This is a genomic window from Cucumibacter marinus DSM 18995 (assembly GCF_000429865.1).
In the GTDB taxonomy this organism is placed as follows: domain Bacteria; phylum Pseudomonadota; class Alphaproteobacteria; order Rhizobiales; family Devosiaceae; genus Cucumibacter; species Cucumibacter marinus.
The window spans coordinates 132993-148267 of sequence record NZ_AUCR01000010.1 but is presented as its reverse complement, the minus strand read 5'-3'; the positions used below and the strand labels follow the sequence as shown (position 1 = coordinate 148267).

Annotated in this window: 13 protein-coding genes; 6 read left to right on the top strand and 7 right to left on the bottom strand. The window is 62.4% G+C overall.

The features are described 5' to 3' along the window. Nucleotides 1-26: 26 nt before the first annotated feature. Genes G489_RS0107865 through hmgA form a run of 3 tightly spaced genes read right to left on the bottom strand, consistent with a single transcriptional unit; the run spans nucleotide 27 to nucleotide 3358 of the window. Nucleotides 27-977: an MBL fold metallo-hydrolase gene (locus tag G489_RS0107865; protein ID WP_029041084.1), complete on the bottom strand. Its 951-nt coding sequence runs from the start codon at nucleotides 975-977 to the stop codon at nucleotides 27-29. Between the two features lie 2 nt (nucleotides 978-979). Next, entirely contained in the window at nucleotides 980-1999 is a 1020-nt protein-coding gene (locus tag G489_RS0107860; RefSeq protein WP_029041083.1) for a fumarylacetoacetate hydrolase family protein, read from the bottom strand. Beyond that, nucleotides 2000-3358 carry a homogentisate 1,2-dioxygenase gene (hmgA, locus tag G489_RS0107855; protein ID WP_029041082.1) on the bottom strand — a complete coding sequence of 453 codons (1359 nt, stop codon included), beginning with the start codon at nucleotides 3356-3358 and terminating at the stop codon, nucleotides 2000-2002. Nucleotides 3359-3500: 142 nt separating this feature from the next. Here hmgA and G489_RS0107850 point away from each other — a divergent pair, with 142 nt between their 5' ends. Continuing rightward, nucleotides 3501-4016: a MarR family winged helix-turn-helix transcriptional regulator gene (locus G489_RS0107850; RefSeq protein WP_081691458.1), complete on the top strand. Its 516-nt coding sequence runs from the start codon at nucleotides 3501-3503 to the stop codon at nucleotides 4014-4016. A 23-nt stretch (nucleotides 4017-4039) separates the two neighbouring features. Here G489_RS0107850 and G489_RS0107845 read toward each other — a convergent pair whose 3' ends face one another. Beyond that, nucleotides 4040-6595: a hypothetical protein gene (locus G489_RS0107845; RefSeq protein ID WP_029041080.1), complete on the bottom strand. Its 2556-nt coding sequence runs from the start codon at nucleotides 6593-6595 to the stop codon at nucleotides 4040-4042. Nucleotides 6596-6763: 168 nt separating this feature from the next. Between G489_RS0107845 and G489_RS0107840 the strand changes: the two genes are divergently transcribed. From G489_RS0107840 to G489_RS0107830, 3 genes are all read left to right on the top strand, one after another. Next, the gene (locus G489_RS0107840; protein ID WP_029041079.1) at nucleotides 6764-7363 is read left to right on the top strand and encodes a response regulator; all 600 of its coding nucleotides are present in this window, start codon (nucleotides 6764-6766) and stop codon (nucleotides 7361-7363) included. A 613-nt stretch (nucleotides 7364-7976) separates the two neighbouring features. Then, a complete protein-coding gene (locus G489_RS0107835) occupies nucleotides 7977-9137 on the top strand; it encodes an MFS transporter (protein ID WP_035871984.1) in 1161 nt (386 codons plus the stop codon). 127 nt (nucleotides 9138-9264) lie between these two features. After that, nucleotides 9265-9741 (top strand): MmcB family DNA repair protein, encoded by a 477-nt coding sequence (locus tag G489_RS0107830; RefSeq protein WP_029041077.1) that lies wholly within the window; start codon nucleotides 9265-9267, stop codon nucleotides 9739-9741. Between the two features lie 21 nt (nucleotides 9742-9762). Here G489_RS0107830 and G489_RS0107825 read toward each other — a convergent pair whose 3' ends face one another. The 3 genes from G489_RS0107825 to G489_RS19585 form a co-directional block, all read right to left on the bottom strand. Next, nucleotides 9763-11367, bottom strand: coding sequence for an MBL fold metallo-hydrolase (locus G489_RS0107825; RefSeq protein WP_035871982.1), 1605 nt, complete (start codon nucleotides 11365-11367; stop codon nucleotides 9763-9765). Nucleotides 11368-11677: 310 nt separating this feature from the next. Beyond that, on the bottom strand, nucleotides 11678-12229 hold the full coding sequence (locus G489_RS0107820; protein WP_029041075.1) for an ActR/PrrA/RegA family redox response regulator transcription factor: 552 nt from the start codon (nucleotides 12227-12229) through the stop codon (nucleotides 11678-11680). A 52-nt stretch (nucleotides 12230-12281) separates the two neighbouring features. After that, nucleotides 12282-13616 carry an ActS/PrrB/RegB family redox-sensitive histidine kinase gene (locus G489_RS19585; protein WP_051332415.1) on the bottom strand — a complete coding sequence of 445 codons (1335 nt, stop codon included), beginning with the start codon at nucleotides 13614-13616 and terminating at the stop codon, nucleotides 12282-12284. Between the two features lie 173 nt (nucleotides 13617-13789). On the opposite strand from G489_RS19585, the gene G489_RS0107810 reads away from it, so the two are divergent. After that, entirely contained in the window at nucleotides 13790-14269 is a 480-nt protein-coding gene (locus G489_RS0107810; protein WP_029041074.1) for a DUF2852 domain-containing protein, read from the top strand. 271 nt (nucleotides 14270-14540) lie between these two features. Continuing rightward, complete coding sequence (locus G489_RS0107805; RefSeq protein ID WP_029041073.1) at nucleotides 14541-15275, top strand: M48 family metallopeptidase; 735 nt, start codon at nucleotides 14541-14543, stop codon at nucleotides 15273-15275.

The following is a 15275-nucleotide window of genomic DNA, read 5'->3' as shown; positions in this document are numbered from 1 at the left end:
CTCACTGTCCTCCCAAACGCCCGGGCTCAGCCCTGAAGCTGGTTCCACATCTCGATATCGCGCTCGGCGGTCCAGATGCGCGGTGTATCGATATCGCGGGCCTCGTCATAGGCGCGCGCGACATTGAAGGGCAGGCAGTGTTCATAGATCGCATAGTCGGCGAATTTCGGATCGCACTCGGCCCGGCAGGCATCCCAGGCGTCTTTCAGCGAACCACCGCCAAGGGCCACCCTGGCGACCGGGCGATAGGTCGAGGTGACAAAATCGCTGGTCAAATCGAGCGCCTCATTGACCATTTTCTTGCCGACAAGCGCGTCGCCGCGGCCCGGCGCGATGGCATCGACGTCCCAGGCGCGGATCTTTTCAAGCGTGCCCGGCCAATCGTGGAAATGCCCGTCTCCGCAATAGCAAGCCGAGTGGTATTCAACGATATCGCCGGTGAACATGACATTGGCGTCGGGCACATATGCAACGATGTCGCCGGCGGTGTGGGCGCGGCCAAGATGCATGAGGTCGACCCGGCGATTGCCGAGATAGATCGACATGCGGGACTTGAAGGTCTGCGACGGCCAGGTGAGACCGGGAATGCTCTCATGGCCTTCGAAAAGGCGCGGGAAGCGCTGGAACTCGGAATCCCAGTCTTCCTGGCCGCGCTCGACAACCATGGCGCGGGCCTTTTCCGACATCACGATCTCGGAGGCATGATAGGCCGAAGCGCCGAGCACACGCACAGCGTGATAATGGCTCAAGACCACATGCTTGATCGGCTTGTCAGTGACCTCGCGGATCTTCTCGATCACCTTGTTGGCGAGGCGCGGGGTGGCCTGCGCATCGACGATCATCACCGAATCGTCGCCAATGATGACGCCGGTATTGGGATCGCCCTCGGCGGTGAAAGCCCAAAGGCCCTTGCCGATCTCGGTGAAAGAGACCTTCTTCTCGGTCATGTCGCCCTGGGAGGCGAAGGGTTTGGCCATGGTCAGGCTCCCTTTTTGTACTGTTCGACGGTCTGCTCGATGGCGCCGAAGATCGAATGGCCGGCCTTGTCGTGCATTTCGATGCGGATCTGGTCGCCGAACTGCATGAAGGGGGTGACCGGCTTGCCGGTATTGATGGTCTCGATCATGCGGATTTCGGCAATGCAGGAATAGCCGACGCCGCCCTCGGCAACCGGCTTGCCCGGCCCGCCATCGAGCTTGTTGGAGACAGTGCCCGATCCGATGATGGTGCCCGCGCCCAAGGGGCGGGTCTTCGCCGCGTGGGCGATCAGGGTCGGAAAATCAAAGGTCATGTCGATGCCCGCTTCAGCGCGGCCGAAGGGCTTCTCATTATAGTCGACCATCAGGGGCAGGCTCAGTTTGCCGCCATCCCAGGCATCGCCCAGCGCGTCGGGTGTAACCGCTACCGGCGAGAAGGCCGAGGAGGGTTTGCCCTGGAAAAAGCCGAAGCCCTTGGCCAGTTCACCAGGGATAAGCCCGCGCAAAGACACATCATTGACCAGCATGACGAGGCGGATCGCCTCGCGCGCCTCATCGACGCTGGCGCCCATGGGCACCTCGTCGGTAATCACCGCGACCTCGGCCTCGAAATCGATGCCCCAGGCCGTGTCGGCAAGCGCGATCGGCGCGCGCGGGGGAATGAACTTGTCCGAACCGCCCTGATACATCAGCGGGTCGGTCCAGAAGGTCTCGGGCATTTCGGCGCCCCGCGCCTTGCGCACGAGTTCGACGTGATTCACATAGGCCGAACCGTCCGCCCACTGATAGGCGCGCGGCAGTGGCGAATGGGCATCGTGCTCGCGGAACCGCTCATCGGGCACCGCGCCGGCCTCAAGGCTTTCGGCAAGGCGCATGAGCGCCGGCCCGGCATGAGCCCAATCGTCGAGCGCGGCCTGAAGGGTAGGAGCGATGGTGGTGGCGTCTGTGTAGCGAGTGAGGTCTTTGGAGACGACGACGAGTTTGCCGTCGCGGCTGCCATTGTCGAGGCTGGCGAGCTTCATCTAGGACCAATCTCCTTGCGGGGTGCCGTTGAAGCGCTTTTTGAGCCCGGACCAGCAGTCGAGATAATCCTCCTGCAGGGTTTCAAGCTCCATGGCGTAGCGCGTCACGTGTTGCGGGAAGCGGGTTTCGAACATGAAGGCCATGGTCTTGTCCAGCTTGTGCGGCTTCAGTTCGGTTGTCGATGCCTTATCGAAGCCCATGGCGTCGGGCCCGTGCGGCAGCATCATATTGTGCAGGCTCATGCCGCCGGGCACAAAGCCTTCTTCCTTGGCATCATACTGGCCGTAGATCAGGCCCATGAACTCGGACATGATGTTCCGGTGATACCAGGGCGGGCGGAAGGTGTTCTCGGCCACCATCCAGCGCGGCGGGAAGATGACGAAGTCGATGTTCGCCGTGCCTTCCTCCCCGCTGGGTGCGGTCAGCACGGTGAAGATCGAGGGGTCCGGGTGGTCGAACAGGATCGCGCCGACCGGGGAGAAAGTCCTCAGATCATATTTGTAGGGCGCGTAATTGCCGTGCCAGGCGACGACGTCTAGCGGGGAATGCCCGATCTCGGTGACATAGAAGCGGCCGCACCATTTGACGATCACCTTCGAGGGGGTTTCCTTGTCCTCGTAAGCGGCGACCGGGGTCTTGAAATCGCGCGGATTGGCCAGGCAGTTCGCACCGATCGGGCCGCGATTGGGCAGGGTGAACTTGGCGCCGTAGTTCTCGCAGATATAGCCGCGGATCTCCCTGGCCCGCGGTTCGACGCGGATAATCATGCCGCGCGGGACGATGCAGATCTCGGAGGGCTCGAGATCGATACGGCCCATTTCAGTATGGATGGTGAGTTCGCCCATTTCGGGGACGACCATCATCTCGGCATCGGCATTGTAGAAATATTCGTCTTCCATCGCGGCATTGGCGACATAGACATGGGTGGCCATGCCGACCTGGGTGTGTACATCGCCGGCGGTCGTGACCGTGCGTATCCCCTCAAGGAAGGTCGTGCGGCCTTGAGGCGAAGGGGTGGGGTTCCAGCGCAATTGCGCGATCGGCGCATCGGTATCGAAAGGTGCCGGCGCCGTTCGCCAATAAGGCAGATCCATATTGGCAAAGGCGGTGTTGTGCTTGACCGAGGGGCGAATGCGGTAAAGCCAGGAGCGCTCATTGGTGCCGCGCGGGGCGGTGAAGGGCGAGCCGGAGAGCTGCTCGGCATAGAGCCCATAGGCGCATTTTTGCGGTGAGTTCTGGCCTTGGGGCAGCGCGCCAGGCAGGCACTCGGTTTCAAAGTCGTTCCCGAAGCCGGGCATATAGCCCTCGACCATCGCGCTGACGGGTGTGCCGGTGGGGTTGAGGTCAGTCTTGTCCATGGATCGCCTCCTGGTGCATGCGAAAGGCAAGGCGGAACGCGGAAATTCCCGTGTGCCTTGTCTCCGGCGGCCAAACTGATATTGGTTGTGGTTGTAACAATTGATTTTGTAACTATCAAACACAATACAGGGCACAGGGCAGATGACGGACAGGGTGGAGGACAAAGCCGGATCGGGCGCGAGCGAGCGGCAGCAAGAACCATCGGAAGGCGCGGCCGGCGGGCGGCTCGATCTCTCGGCATTCCTGCCTTATCGGCTCAACCAGGCCGCAGAACGCGTCAGCCAGCGCTTTGCAAGACTCTATCGCGCCGAGGCGGGCCTGACCCGCCCCGAATGGCGGGTGCTGGCGACGCTCGGGCAGTTCGGCACCATGACCGCGACCGAGATCGGCCGGCATTCGGCCATGCACAAGACCAAGGTCAGCCGGGCGGTCTACTCCCTCGAATCACGGCACTGGCTCACCCGGACGCCATCAAGCGCCGACCGGCGAGTCGAAATGCTCGCGCTGAGCCCGAAGGGCCGGCAGAACTATAATGACCTGGTCACGATTGCGCGGGACTTCGAGGCGGCGCTCGTCGCGACACTTGGCGAAGAGGCCGCCGCCCGGCTCAGGGACGGGCTGACGGCTATCGAAGACAAGCTCGGCCCGGCGAGATAGCCGGGCTCGAGATCCTGGGTGGCTCAGGTGCCAGGCACCTTGCGGCAGTTGAGCAGTTCACGGCCACCCTGGGTAAGCACCATGTCGCGACCAGAGAAACTGGCGGTCTTGAGCCCCCAGCGCCATTCGCCTGCATCGGTACGCTGCAAGACGTGTCCGCCCTCGATGAAGAGCTTGCCGCGGGTCGGCTCCGTCACCACAGCGACGGTCTCGTCGACCCCGCAGCGATAAAGCGAGATCTCGACCGCCGGGTCGGGCCGTTCGACCACCGGCCGGATGGTGAGGGCGGTCTCCTCGCGCGGGGCGCGATAGGCCGTCAGGCACTCATCCCGCATTGAAGCGATCTCGTAGCCGAGCAGGGCGTTGCCATTGTCGGCATAGCGGTCACCCGGGCCGAGAACGGTCAGCTGACGCTTGCCGCCGCGATCATAGGCATAGAGCCGGACCGGAACACGGCGATCATTGGTGAAAGTAGTGCGGACCGGACGCGGGCCCGGAGGGCTGAATTCGCCGGTCATGCCGCAGGCCTTGTTGGGATTGGCGTTGTAGTCGGTGCGGGCCGCCGCGATCAGCCGGTCCCGCTCGCGGTCGGCATCGCCGCCAGGACGACCGCCACCCCCATCACCGCCGGATCCGGCGTTCTGGATCGTCGCAAAAATGTCGATCAGCGTCTTGAAGGCATCGAGCGCTTCCTGCCCGCCTGAACCGCCGCTGCCGCCTGAACCGCCGGATCCACCGGATCCGCCCGTGTCGCCGTCGGCGAAATCGTCATAGACGATCCGCGGGCGGCAGACGGCAACGAATTGACGGGTCGGCCCGGCACTGCCGCGCAGGGAATAGCGGGCCATCTGGCGCCCATCGACCGACAAGGTGAGCGCATTGCCCGCTGCGACGGCGCGGTAGAAGGCATGCTCGGCGTCCATGCGGATGAAGCCGAGCGCGCCCCAGTCCACCGAACTGCGTGAGACGGTCTGACCGGGCAGCGAACCGCCCGATCCGTCGACTGACCAACCGAGATTGAAGTTCCGGCCCGAAGGCAGGCCCGTGGGCATGGAATGGGTCACGAGCTCGACGATTCCGGCCTCAGGCGAACAACTCGCCTCAAGCCCGATGCGTTCGCCAGAGGCGTCCGAGAAGCGCAGGCGCGCCTTGCCGCCACCCGAGGGCGGCAGATAACGCCAGCCGAGGCTGGTATCACCCGTTACGTCTCCGATCACATTCGGGCCGAAGGGCCGTGGCGTGGTCCTGCAGTTCTGAATGAAATCGCGGACCGGGCCAGCGCTGCCGCGCAGCGAGTAGGAGATCGACTGGCGGCCGTCGGCAGTCACCGAGAATGTCAGCCCCGCGATCATGCCGCTCCACAGCCCCGAATCGGCCCTCAGATCGACCGCCGGATAACGGCCCGAGCCGCCCGGAACGGTGTCGATCCGACCCGTCGCCCGACTGGCATAGTCGCCGGCTTCAAAGACAAGGCTTGGGGATGAACCGGTGACGCGATTATTGCCGAAGCCCGGAAAATAGGCACTGACGACTGCCGTTCCCGGCATGCAATAGGCAGCGAAGACCGGGTCGGCGCCGGAACGCTGGTAGACGAGCCGAGCAGGTGTCGCCGTGTCGTTGGAAACAATATGCCGCCAGGCATGGGGCGATGCATAATCCGTGCCGCCGCCCGAAGAGCCGCCGCCGGATGACCCGCCCGAAGGCTGACTGACAGTGACCTCAAAACCGCCGGTGCACAGATTGGTCGTCGTCCGGGCCGAGGGGCCGGTGGCGAAGCTGACATCGACGCGGGCCGAACAGGGCAGTCCGTCCGCCCCATAGGTCAGCCGCGCACGCACACCATTGGGTACAAGCGAGATGATGGTGGCGGCGCTGCCGTTGATCGATACCGAGGTAATGCGCGGGGCGCCCGGCGCCAGGATGGTCAGTATTTCGCTCGCGCCGCTATCTGCACCCAGCACATAGGAGAAGTCATTGGCACACAGATTGCCGGTGCGGTCATAGGTGGTGCCATCCGACAACAGCGCGGTAATGCGCTGATTGCAGTCATAGCCCGAGGAGCCGCGCCGCAATGTGAATTCGATCCGGTTAGTGTCGGAGAAAGCGGTGAATGCCTTGGGGGCGCCGTTCAAGGAGAGGGTGAGAATGCGCAGGTCGCTGTCGGCGGGCCTGATGGAGAAGGTCTGCGTGGCCGAGCCACCACTGCTGCCCGAGCCGGATCCCCCAGACGATCCGCCGCCCGGTGCCACGCCGACAAAACTGATTGCGACCTTCCAGTCTGTCGAGCACGTGTTTGCCCGCACCGATTTGTTGCGGCCGGCGCTGTCGGTAGCACTGATGGTGTTATCGCAACCGAAGCCGGCGCCGCCATCATCGACACTGACAAAGACGAGATTGCCGGCGCGAGACAACAGCCTCGCAGGCCGATCGTTGAACCGGACGCTGGCGAGGTCGGCATCCGATGGCGTGACCGCGATCGTGAGAATGCGTGTCGCCGCCGATGCACCGGTGGCCGCAAGGGCCAGTGCTGCAAACAATACGAGCGCACCCATAGCCGCCCGCTGGAAGATGATGCGCATGATAATCCCTCTTTTCCGACACCCCGCCCTTTCTTCATTACATCCGATTTGGGCAATTTGTGGAAACGCTTAACTGAATTTCCGGTACTGAACGGATTCGCTAACTACCTCGTAACATTCCGAGCGTAAAAATACGGGGACAGCCGTCTGCGGGAGGGCAGATGACCCATGTCCATGAGCGCTTGCGCCATCAATATGGGGCCGGACGAGGCCGTACGCGCGCGGATCAGCGAGCTGATCGCGCCATGCGGGTTCGAAGTTGAACGCCGCCATACGCATATCGAGGGTGCCGTCCATCAATCGCGGCTGACCCCGCTTTGCTATTTCGTGTTTCACCTCACAAGCGACTTCGCGCCGATCCATGACCAGGTCGAAGAGATCCGGCATGCGAGCGATAATCGCATCCGGTTTGCACCATTGATCTGCTTTGCCGCCAATCCATCGCGCGCCGATATCCTGCGCTCGATCGCTTGCGGGTTTGACGATGTGGTGATTCTGCCCACCAGCCCCGACCAGCTGGCACGCCGGCTGCAGTTCCAGACCGGCCGCAAGATCGTCTATTTCGCCACCGAGAATTATGTCGGCCCGGATCGCCGTGCCCGGCTGGCGGCTCTGGGCGCGGGCTCCAAGTCCCCCCAGAACGGACGTGAGGAAGGCGGCCACGCCTATCGGCGCTACGAGATCCTGCGCGACAGCATGTCCGGGGTTCAGGTGCTGAAGGAAGACGTTGTCGATCCCGAGGCCGATGCCGAGCTGATTGCCCTCTAGCGATCGGCTTTCCTGAGGACCCCAGCCCCCCCCCCGAAATGACCTCTATCGTTTCCGGTATTGGCGAAATTCAGCCTAATGGGTTTCCGCCGCCGCCCGCCAGCGCCAACCAGGGACCATGGATTACGGTCCACAATTCTCGGCGATTTTATTGAACATATTCAGTATTGTGGTCCATCTATCGCAATATTGCGCAATTTTCGTAGCTGTTTTACCGGCGGAAGAATTAAAGACACAGTTAACCTGTTGAGCGCATGCTTTGCCTGTGTCCGGCCGGTCCACCCCTCAACCCCCCGGTACCGGGCGCCACGCTACCTCTTGTGGCATGGTGGCGAATGAGGCGGCCTGATCCCCTCCCTCCCCTCAGGCCGGTGGGGCGCCTGCAAAAGGCGCCCCTTTTTACGTTCACACTTCACCCAAAGTAACCGCAGCACGCCAGCCAATACGCAGACCTGGCTGGATTTTTATGGCAACATGTGTAGACATAAAACCAGTACCGCCCTCCTTGGTCCGGTGCTATGCGAACGGCAGGCCCGACGGTTTCCGCCCTTCGCGGATGGACGCCAATCCCGGAAGTTCCCGCCTGAACCTTGCGGGCCAAGGATTTGAACACATGATCGCACCACAACACCGCGTTTACGCCGCCTTCTATCTTTTTGCCCTGACGATCGGGGGACTGTTGTCCCGCTTTGCCGATCTGCAGGTGGAACTCGGCCTCTCGGAGGGTCCGTTCGGGATGGTGGTGATCGGCTGGTCGGTGGGCATGCTGTTTGCGATGACCTTCTGCACGCCGATCATCGAATGGCTTGGCGTCAAACGCACCGTCATCATCACCATCACGGTAAGCGCACTTTGCCAGTTGCTGGCTGCGGCTTCGGGCATGCCAGTTGCCGTGTTCGGCATCATGGTGTTTGGCGGGGTGATGGTCGGGATGCTTGAGATCGTCCTCAATGTCGAGGCGGACCGCACCGAGGCCGCCATCGGTCGCCGGATCATGAATCGCGCTCACAGTTTCTGGAGCCTTGGCTTTTTCTCCTCCGCCGTGATCGGGGGGCTGATGCGCCAGTTCGAGGTGTCGATGGTCATCCACCTCGCTTTGATGCTGCCGGTCCTGGCCGGAGGCGCCTTTATCGCCATGCGGGGGTTCACGCCTGCGCCGCGCCGTCATCCCAAGGGTTCCAAGCAAAAGACCCCGGTTTTCGCGATACCGACACCCGGCATTCTGGCGCTTTGTGCGGTGGCGTTGTCGGCTTCCCTGGTCGAGGGGGCCGGATTTGACTGGTCGGTGATCTATATGCGCGACGTTTTCGAGAGCGAACCCTTCGTCTCTTCGATGAGCCTGATCGCGATCTCGGCCTCGATCTGGCTCGCGCGGGTCGGCGCCGACAGTGTTGTCGACCGGTTCGGGGCACGGCAAGTGACCTATTTCCTGCTTTGCATTGCCACGGCCGGGCTGTTGCTGGTCGGCTTCGCGCCGACCCCGGAGCTAGCGATCCTGGGCTTTGCGCTGATGGGCGTCGGTGCTTCGGCGATCTACCCGCTTGTGGTTTCGGAAGCCGCGGGGCGGACCGACCGACCGGCGGAAATCAATGTCGCCGCGCTCGGGCAGACCGCGTTTCTGGTCTTCTTCCTCGGACCGCCGCTGCTCGGTTTCGTCGCCGAGCATTTCGGGAACCGCGCCAGCTTCCTCGTCATCCTGCCGATGGTATTGCTGAGCTTCGTGTTCACTCACCGCATGTCCACCAGGCCCGCAGCCAAGCCGGCCGAAGCCTGATCGCGCTTGCCGCACCGGGCCTGGCTTTCTAGGCTCGGTCTTCCGGCAAACCTGGATTCGGGCAAACTTGGATTCGGGCAAACTTGGATTCGGGCCAACTTGGATTCGGGCAGATTTGGATTCGGTCATGAGCGAGACTTCGGGCGAAACCGGCCCGCTGATCACCGACGGGCGGCAATCGGACACTGCGCTGATGATTCAGCGCGGGGTGATGCGCATGCTGCGCGGGCGTTTCGATTTTTGCTGTTTCGCGGAGGTGGCGCTGGCCAACAGCCGCCGGGCCGACGTGCTGGCGGTCGGGCCCAGGGGAGAGATCTGGATCGTCGAGATCAAATCTTCGCTTGCCGATTTCCGGGCCGACGGCAAATGGCACCATTACCGGGATTTCTGCGACCGGTTCTATTTCGCCAAGCCGCCAGAGCTTGACGCGGACATTTTCCCCGAAACTGAAGGGCTGCTGGTCGCCGACGGGCATGGTGCGGAAGTGCTGCGCGATGCGCCGGCAGACAATCTGGCCCCGGCGCGGCGCAAGGCGATGATGCTCAAACTGGTGCGGCTGGGCGCCGACCGGGTGCACGGGCTGATGGATCCGGGCCCCCGGTAGGCCGCTTTCCTGGAGAAATCGCTATTCGGTGGCTCTCGCCTTTTCGAGTGCGGATTTGACCGCCTTCATGATCTCCAGCCGTTCATGGTCGTTCTCGGCGGCAGTGATCACCTCTGACAGATCGAGCGAGAAGCGGGCATATTCATTGTGCCAGTCGTCGGTCATCTGCGCCTTTTCGATCCGCCGTTTCTCGGGCTTGTGGACGTCACCGATACCAGAAGCGCGCAGGTCGAACTGATCATCAAGTTCGGGCGAGATCACCTTGTCGGGGCCGAGCCCCTTGTCGCGCTCCAGCGCCTGGGTCATGGCCTCGCGGCCCTCATCCTCGCCATGAGTGAGGAAAATGGCACCATGGGCCGGCAGCCGTTCGGAGATCCAATCCATCAGCTCCGAGTGATCGCCATGGGCGGAATAGTTGGAGATGGTGCGAATGGCGGCGCGGATCTTGACCTCGCGGCCATGGATTCGGACCTCGTCTGCGCCGGACTGAATGATGTTTCCCAACGTTCCGGGGGCCTGATAGCCGACAAACAGAACGGTCGCATCATGACGGAAGAGATTGTTGCGCAAATGGTGCTTGATGCGCCCGGCATCACACATGCCCGAGGCGGACATGATGATCGCGCCGCCTTTGATGTTGTTGATGTCCTTTGATTCCTGCACCGATTCAACGATCCGAAAGCGTTCGTCTGCGAACAGCTCTTCAGGCGGCAACTCGATATCCTGCATGGTCGGGGCGAACTGCTTGAACACGCGGGTAACCCGGCGGGCGAGCGGGGAATCAAGGAAGACCAGCGAAGGGTTGATCTCGCCGCGCTTGATCAGCACTCCGATGTCATGCAGCAGCTCCTGACTGCGCTCGACGGCAAAGGTCGGCATGACCAGATTGCCGCCGCGCTCCATCGCGTCATTGATTTCCTTGGCGAGCACCCTGCGACGCTCATCGAGCGAATAATCGGCGCGTTCGCGGCCGCCATAGGTCGATTCGCAAAGGATGTAGTCAAAGCCGGCCGGGGCGTCGGGCTCGAGATAGAAGACCTTTTCATCGGGTCCCAGATCGCCAGAAAACAGGATATGGACGGGATCGCCATTCTCGTCCTCGACTCGGACTTCGATCGAGGCCGAGCCGAGAATGTGACCGGCATTCCAGAACCGGCATTTCACACCCGGTCCCGGCTCGATCCACTCCTCATAGTCGTGGGCCTTGAAGCGCTTGAGCGCCTCTTCGGCGTGTTCGAGATTGTAAAGCGGTTCGACAGGCTTCTGCCCGCGGCGCTCGCGCTTGCGGTTTTCGCGTTCAGCCTCGCTTTCCTGAATTCCGGCGCTGTCGGCGAGCATGAACTCGAGGAGACCAGCGGTTGGCCCGGTGGCGTGGATCGGTCCCTTGAAGCCGTATTTGACCAGTTTCGGGATCAGCCCCGAATGGTCGATATGGGCGTGGGTCAGCAGCAGAAAGTCGATCCCCGACGCATCGAAGGGAAACGACTTATTGTTGAGCGCCCGGACCGTCTTGTTGCCCTGGAACATGCCGCAATCGATCAGAAAGCGGCCCTTGGGATGGGTAATACGGTAACAAGAGCCGGTGACGGTGCCGGCGGCGCCATGAAAGGAAAGAGTGACGGTCATAGGGATCCTGGGCCGGTCGAAGGGGTTGGCCTGAGGCTAGGCCGTGCCCTTCACAAACTCAAGACATGTCGGCCCTGACAGAGCGAAAACCCAGCGCCGCCAGATGGATGGCTCAGCGCGGCACGCGGGTTACCTGCCGCTTCGCCTTGTCCGAAAAGTCTGCAACTGTTCGCTGACGCGGACCTCCGGTTCGGGGCTCGCTTTGCTTCCCGCTTCGCCTTGTCCGAAAAGTCTGCAACTTTTCGGGGCTCGCTTTGCTTCCCGTTTCGCCTTGTCCGAAAAGTCTGCAACTTTTCGGGGCTCGCGGTAATCAGCGCGGTGCGCGCTTGGCCAGAATCCGCTGCAAGGTACGCCGGTGCATGTTCAGCCGGCGGGCGGTCTCGGAGACATTGCGGTCGCACAGCTCGTAGACCCGCTGGATATGTTCCCAACGCACGCGATCGGCGGACATGGGATTGTCAGGCGGGTCCGGCTTGTCATCGCCTTCAGCGATGAGGGCCTTGAAGACATCGTCGCCATCAACCGGCTTGGCGAGATAGTCGACCGCGCCGAGCTTCACTGCGAGCACTGCGGTGGCGATGTTGCCATAGCCCGTGAGCACGACGACGCGCGCATCCTCGCGCACCGATTTGAGAGCCTCAACCACATCGAGGCCGTTGCCATCGCCGAGCCGCATGTCGACGACCGCAAAGGCGGGCGGATCGGATTTGACCGCCGCAAGCCCCGCGGCGACGCAATCGGCGGTGCGCACGTCGAAGCCGCGCTTGGCCATCGCCCGCTCGAGGCGGGTGAGGAAGGGCTTGTCGTCATCGACAAGCAGCAGGGAACGGTCCTGATCCATGAGGTCCTGAACGGTCGTCATTGTGTTGTCATCCAGTTTCGCGCCTCCTTTTAAGCCAAGCCTTGTCGTGGCGTCAAAGCGCGGGATCCGATTGTTGCGCGACTTCCTTGTATTCAACGGCAGGGCGGGGCCAGCGGATGACCACCTGGGCCCGGCCATCAAGGCTTTTATTGCCGAATGAGAGCGTGGCGCCGGACCGCTCGAGCAGGGTCTTGGCGATGAAGATTCCCAGTCCAAGGCCGCCGGGTTCGGTGGGGTCGCTGTCCGAACGGTCGGAAGGACGGGTGGTCAGGTAGGGCTCGCCGAGCTTGGTGACAAGATCGGGCGGGAAACCGGGCCCGTCGTCGGTGATGACGATGCGTACCGTCTCCGCGGTCCATTCAAGGGTGATATCCGTCGCGGTCTTGGCATAGTCGATGGCGTTCTCGATGAGATTCCCGAGGCCATATAACAGCCCTGCGTTGCGGCGGATGCGCGGTTCCTCCCCTGACGTGCGGCCCTTTTCAATGGAAATGACAACGCCGAAATCGCGATGCGGCTCGATCACCTCGGCCACAAGGTCGGTCAGCGAAATCGAGCCGAACATGGTTTCGTCATGGGCATCGAGGCTGCGCAGCTTGGTGAGGATGGCGCGGCAACGCGCCGCCTGTTCGGCAATGAGGTCGACATCCTCCTTGAGCGCCTCGGTGTCGGAGAGATCGGTCTGCATCTCCCGTGCCGCCAGCGCGATGGTGGCAAGCGGGGTGCCGAGCTCATGGGCGGCGGCCGCAGCAAGCCCGTCGAGGACGGAAAGGTGCTGTTCTCGAGCCAGCACCAGTTCGGTCGCGGTCAGCGCATCGGCGAGCTGACGCGCTTCGTGGGCAACGCGGTTGGTATAGACGGCGGTGAACAGGATGCCACTGACGATCCCGACCCAGATGCCGCCGACATAAAGCGGCTCGAGTTGAATCGGCTGACCGGCAAACCACGGCAAAGGCATGTGAAAGACGGTGAGAATGGTCGCAAGGCCCACCGCAAGAATAGCCAGCGTGGTGGTCCAGCGCTGCGGCAGGGTGGTTGCAGAGACCGAAACCGGGGCGAGCAGCAGAATCGAGAACGGGTTCTGCAACCCTCCGGTCAGATAGAGGAGCGCCGCGAGCTGGGCGCTGTCATAGGCCAGAAGCACCGCTGCAAAATGTGAACGCAGGCGCAACGTGGCCGGGAACCGCAGCAACAAGACGAGATTGAGTCCCGCAGACAGGGCGATGAGCGCGAGGCAGGGGGTCAGCGGCAGGTCGAATCCCAGCCCGAAGGCCACGAAAACCACGCCAGCGGTCTGCCCGACCACCGCCAGCCAGCGCAATCGGATCAGGGTTTCGAGCCGTAATCGGTGATGCGCGACGGTTGGCAGGGCGGGTTGCAGGGCCATTTCGGGGGCCTTTTCACGGTTTTTTGGGCGGGTTTTGTGCCCTTATTGCCCCAAAAACCGGGCGGGTGGGAGTATCTGCCGCGTTTTTCAAGACCCTCAAATTCGAAAAAGACCGGTTGACCGGGCGCAAACACCCCCCAAATCCAAGCCGTCGATGAGAAAGAGGTGTTTGGATGACAACGTCTATTATCAAACCGCAATGGTCGCCGCTGACCATCGCCCTGATGGTTCTTGGCTTCATTTTCTTCTGGCCGCTCGGCCTCGGCGTACTCGCCTATATCCTTTGGGGTGAGTATTTCGGCGGGTCGCGCGAACAGGCAGAAGCCTGGGTTGACCGGCAGCGCTCCAACTGGCGTGACATGAAGTCCCGCAAGCATGGCCGCCGCCACAGCCACTTCCGGACCGGAAATGCCGCCTTCGATTCCTACCGCGAATCGGAAATGAAGCGGCTCGACGAAGAACGTCGCCGGCTCGAAGAGGAACGCCAGGAATTCGAAGACTTCCTGCGCAATCTGCACGCTGCCCGTGACCGCGAGGAATTCGACCGGTTCATGGCAGAACGTGAACGCCGCCATCACAACGACCCCAATGGCGAGCACAGCAACGGTCACGATGATAACCATCGCGACGAAGACCGCCGGGACCGCGACTAGGTCCTGGCAACCAGCCGGCTCTCCTCCCGCCGGCACGACTCTCCCCAATCAGACTGCACGCCTTGCCTTTTGGCCCGGTTTTCTTTTGTTTGCACGCCTTCGGCTTTTGCCTTTTGGCCCGGTTTTCTTTTGTTTGAACGCCTTCGGCTTTCGCCTTTTGGCCGGGTTTTCTTTTGTTTGGACGCCTTCGGCTGTTGCCTTCTCGCCCGGTTTCCTTTTTGGCGGACAGCGCCATACTGGTGCCGACCGAATCATTGCACGCTGCCGCTTCATGAACCGCCTGTTCCGCCGCCGCGAGACATTTCCCGACACCACCAGCGTCATCCTTGAAACCGGTGAGACCACTGTCATCGTGCGGGTCAATGCAAGGGCACGGCATTACCGGCTGACCATGGATCTCAAGCGCGGCCCGATCCTGACCGTGCCCGCCCATGGCCACTGGGATGATGCGCGGGCCTTTCTCGAGCGGCACAAGGGTTGGCTCGACGGGCAGATCGGGCACCGGATCGTGCCGGTCGCCTTTGTCCCGGGTGCCGAAATCCCGATCCGGGGCGTTCTGCATAAAATCGCGGATTCGGGCCGCATTCGCGGCCAGGTCGAGGTCATTCCGGGCGACCCGCTCCAGGTCGTGGTGCCGGGGGGCGAGCATCTGGCACGCCGCCTTACCGATTGGCTGAAAGCCGAGGCACGCAACGACCTCTCCGTCTCAGTCCAGCACCACGCGGCCAGACTCGAGGTGAAGCCGACCGGCATCAAATTGCGTGACCAGTCGAGCCGCTGGGGCTCCTGTTCCAGTTCGGGTGCGCTCAATTTCAACTGGCGGCTCGTCCTGGCTCCGGCCTTTGTTCTCGACTATGTCGCCGCCCATGAAGTGGCGCATCTAATCGAGATGAACCATTCGCGGGCCTTCTGGCGGACCGTGGAACGAACCTTGCCGGACATGGAACGGGGCCGCGCCTGGCTGAAGGCCCATGGGCGCACGCTCCACCGCTACGGTGCGGACTAG

Excerpts from the sequence above, each read along its gene's own strand:
- G489_RS0107865 (WP_029041084.1), bottom strand. The coding sequence starts at position 977 with ATGGCCAAACCCTTCGCCTCCCAGGGCGACATGACCGAGAAGAAGGTC.
- G489_RS0107860 (WP_029041083.1), bottom strand. The coding sequence starts at position 1,999 with ATGAAGCTCGCCAGCCTCGACAATGGCAGCCGCGACGGCAAACTCGTC.
- hmgA (WP_029041082.1), bottom strand. The coding sequence starts at position 3,358 with ATGGACAAGACTGACCTCAACCCCACCGGCACACCCGTCAGCGCGATG.
- G489_RS0107850 (WP_081691458.1), top strand. The coding sequence starts at position 3,501 with ATGACGGACAGGGTGGAGGACAAAGCCGGATCGGGCGCGAGCGAGCGG.
- G489_RS0107845 (WP_029041080.1), bottom strand. The coding sequence starts at position 6,595 with ATGCGCATCATCTTCCAGCGGGCGGCTATGGGTGCGCTCGTATTGTTT.
- G489_RS0107840 (WP_029041079.1), top strand. The coding sequence starts at position 6,764 with ATGTCCATGAGCGCTTGCGCCATCAATATGGGGCCGGACGAGGCCGTA.
- G489_RS0107835 (WP_035871984.1), top strand. The coding sequence starts at position 7,977 with ATGATCGCACCACAACACCGCGTTTACGCCGCCTTCTATCTTTTTGCC.
- G489_RS0107830 (WP_029041077.1), top strand. The coding sequence starts at position 9,265 with ATGAGCGAGACTTCGGGCGAAACCGGCCCGCTGATCACCGACGGGCGG.
- G489_RS0107825 (WP_035871982.1), bottom strand. The coding sequence starts at position 11,367 with ATGACCGTCACTCTTTCCTTTCATGGCGCCGCCGGCACCGTCACCGGC.
- G489_RS0107820 (WP_029041075.1), bottom strand. The coding sequence starts at position 12,229 with ATGACGACCGTTCAGGACCTCATGGATCAGGACCGTTCCCTGCTGCTT.
- G489_RS19585 (WP_051332415.1), bottom strand. The coding sequence starts at position 13,616 with ATGGCCCTGCAACCCGCCCTGCCAACCGTCGCGCATCACCGATTACGG.
- G489_RS0107810 (WP_029041074.1), top strand. The coding sequence starts at position 13,790 with ATGACAACGTCTATTATCAAACCGCAATGGTCGCCGCTGACCATCGCC.
- G489_RS0107805 (WP_029041073.1), top strand. The coding sequence starts at position 14,541 with ATGAACCGCCTGTTCCGCCGCCGCGAGACATTTCCCGACACCACCAGC.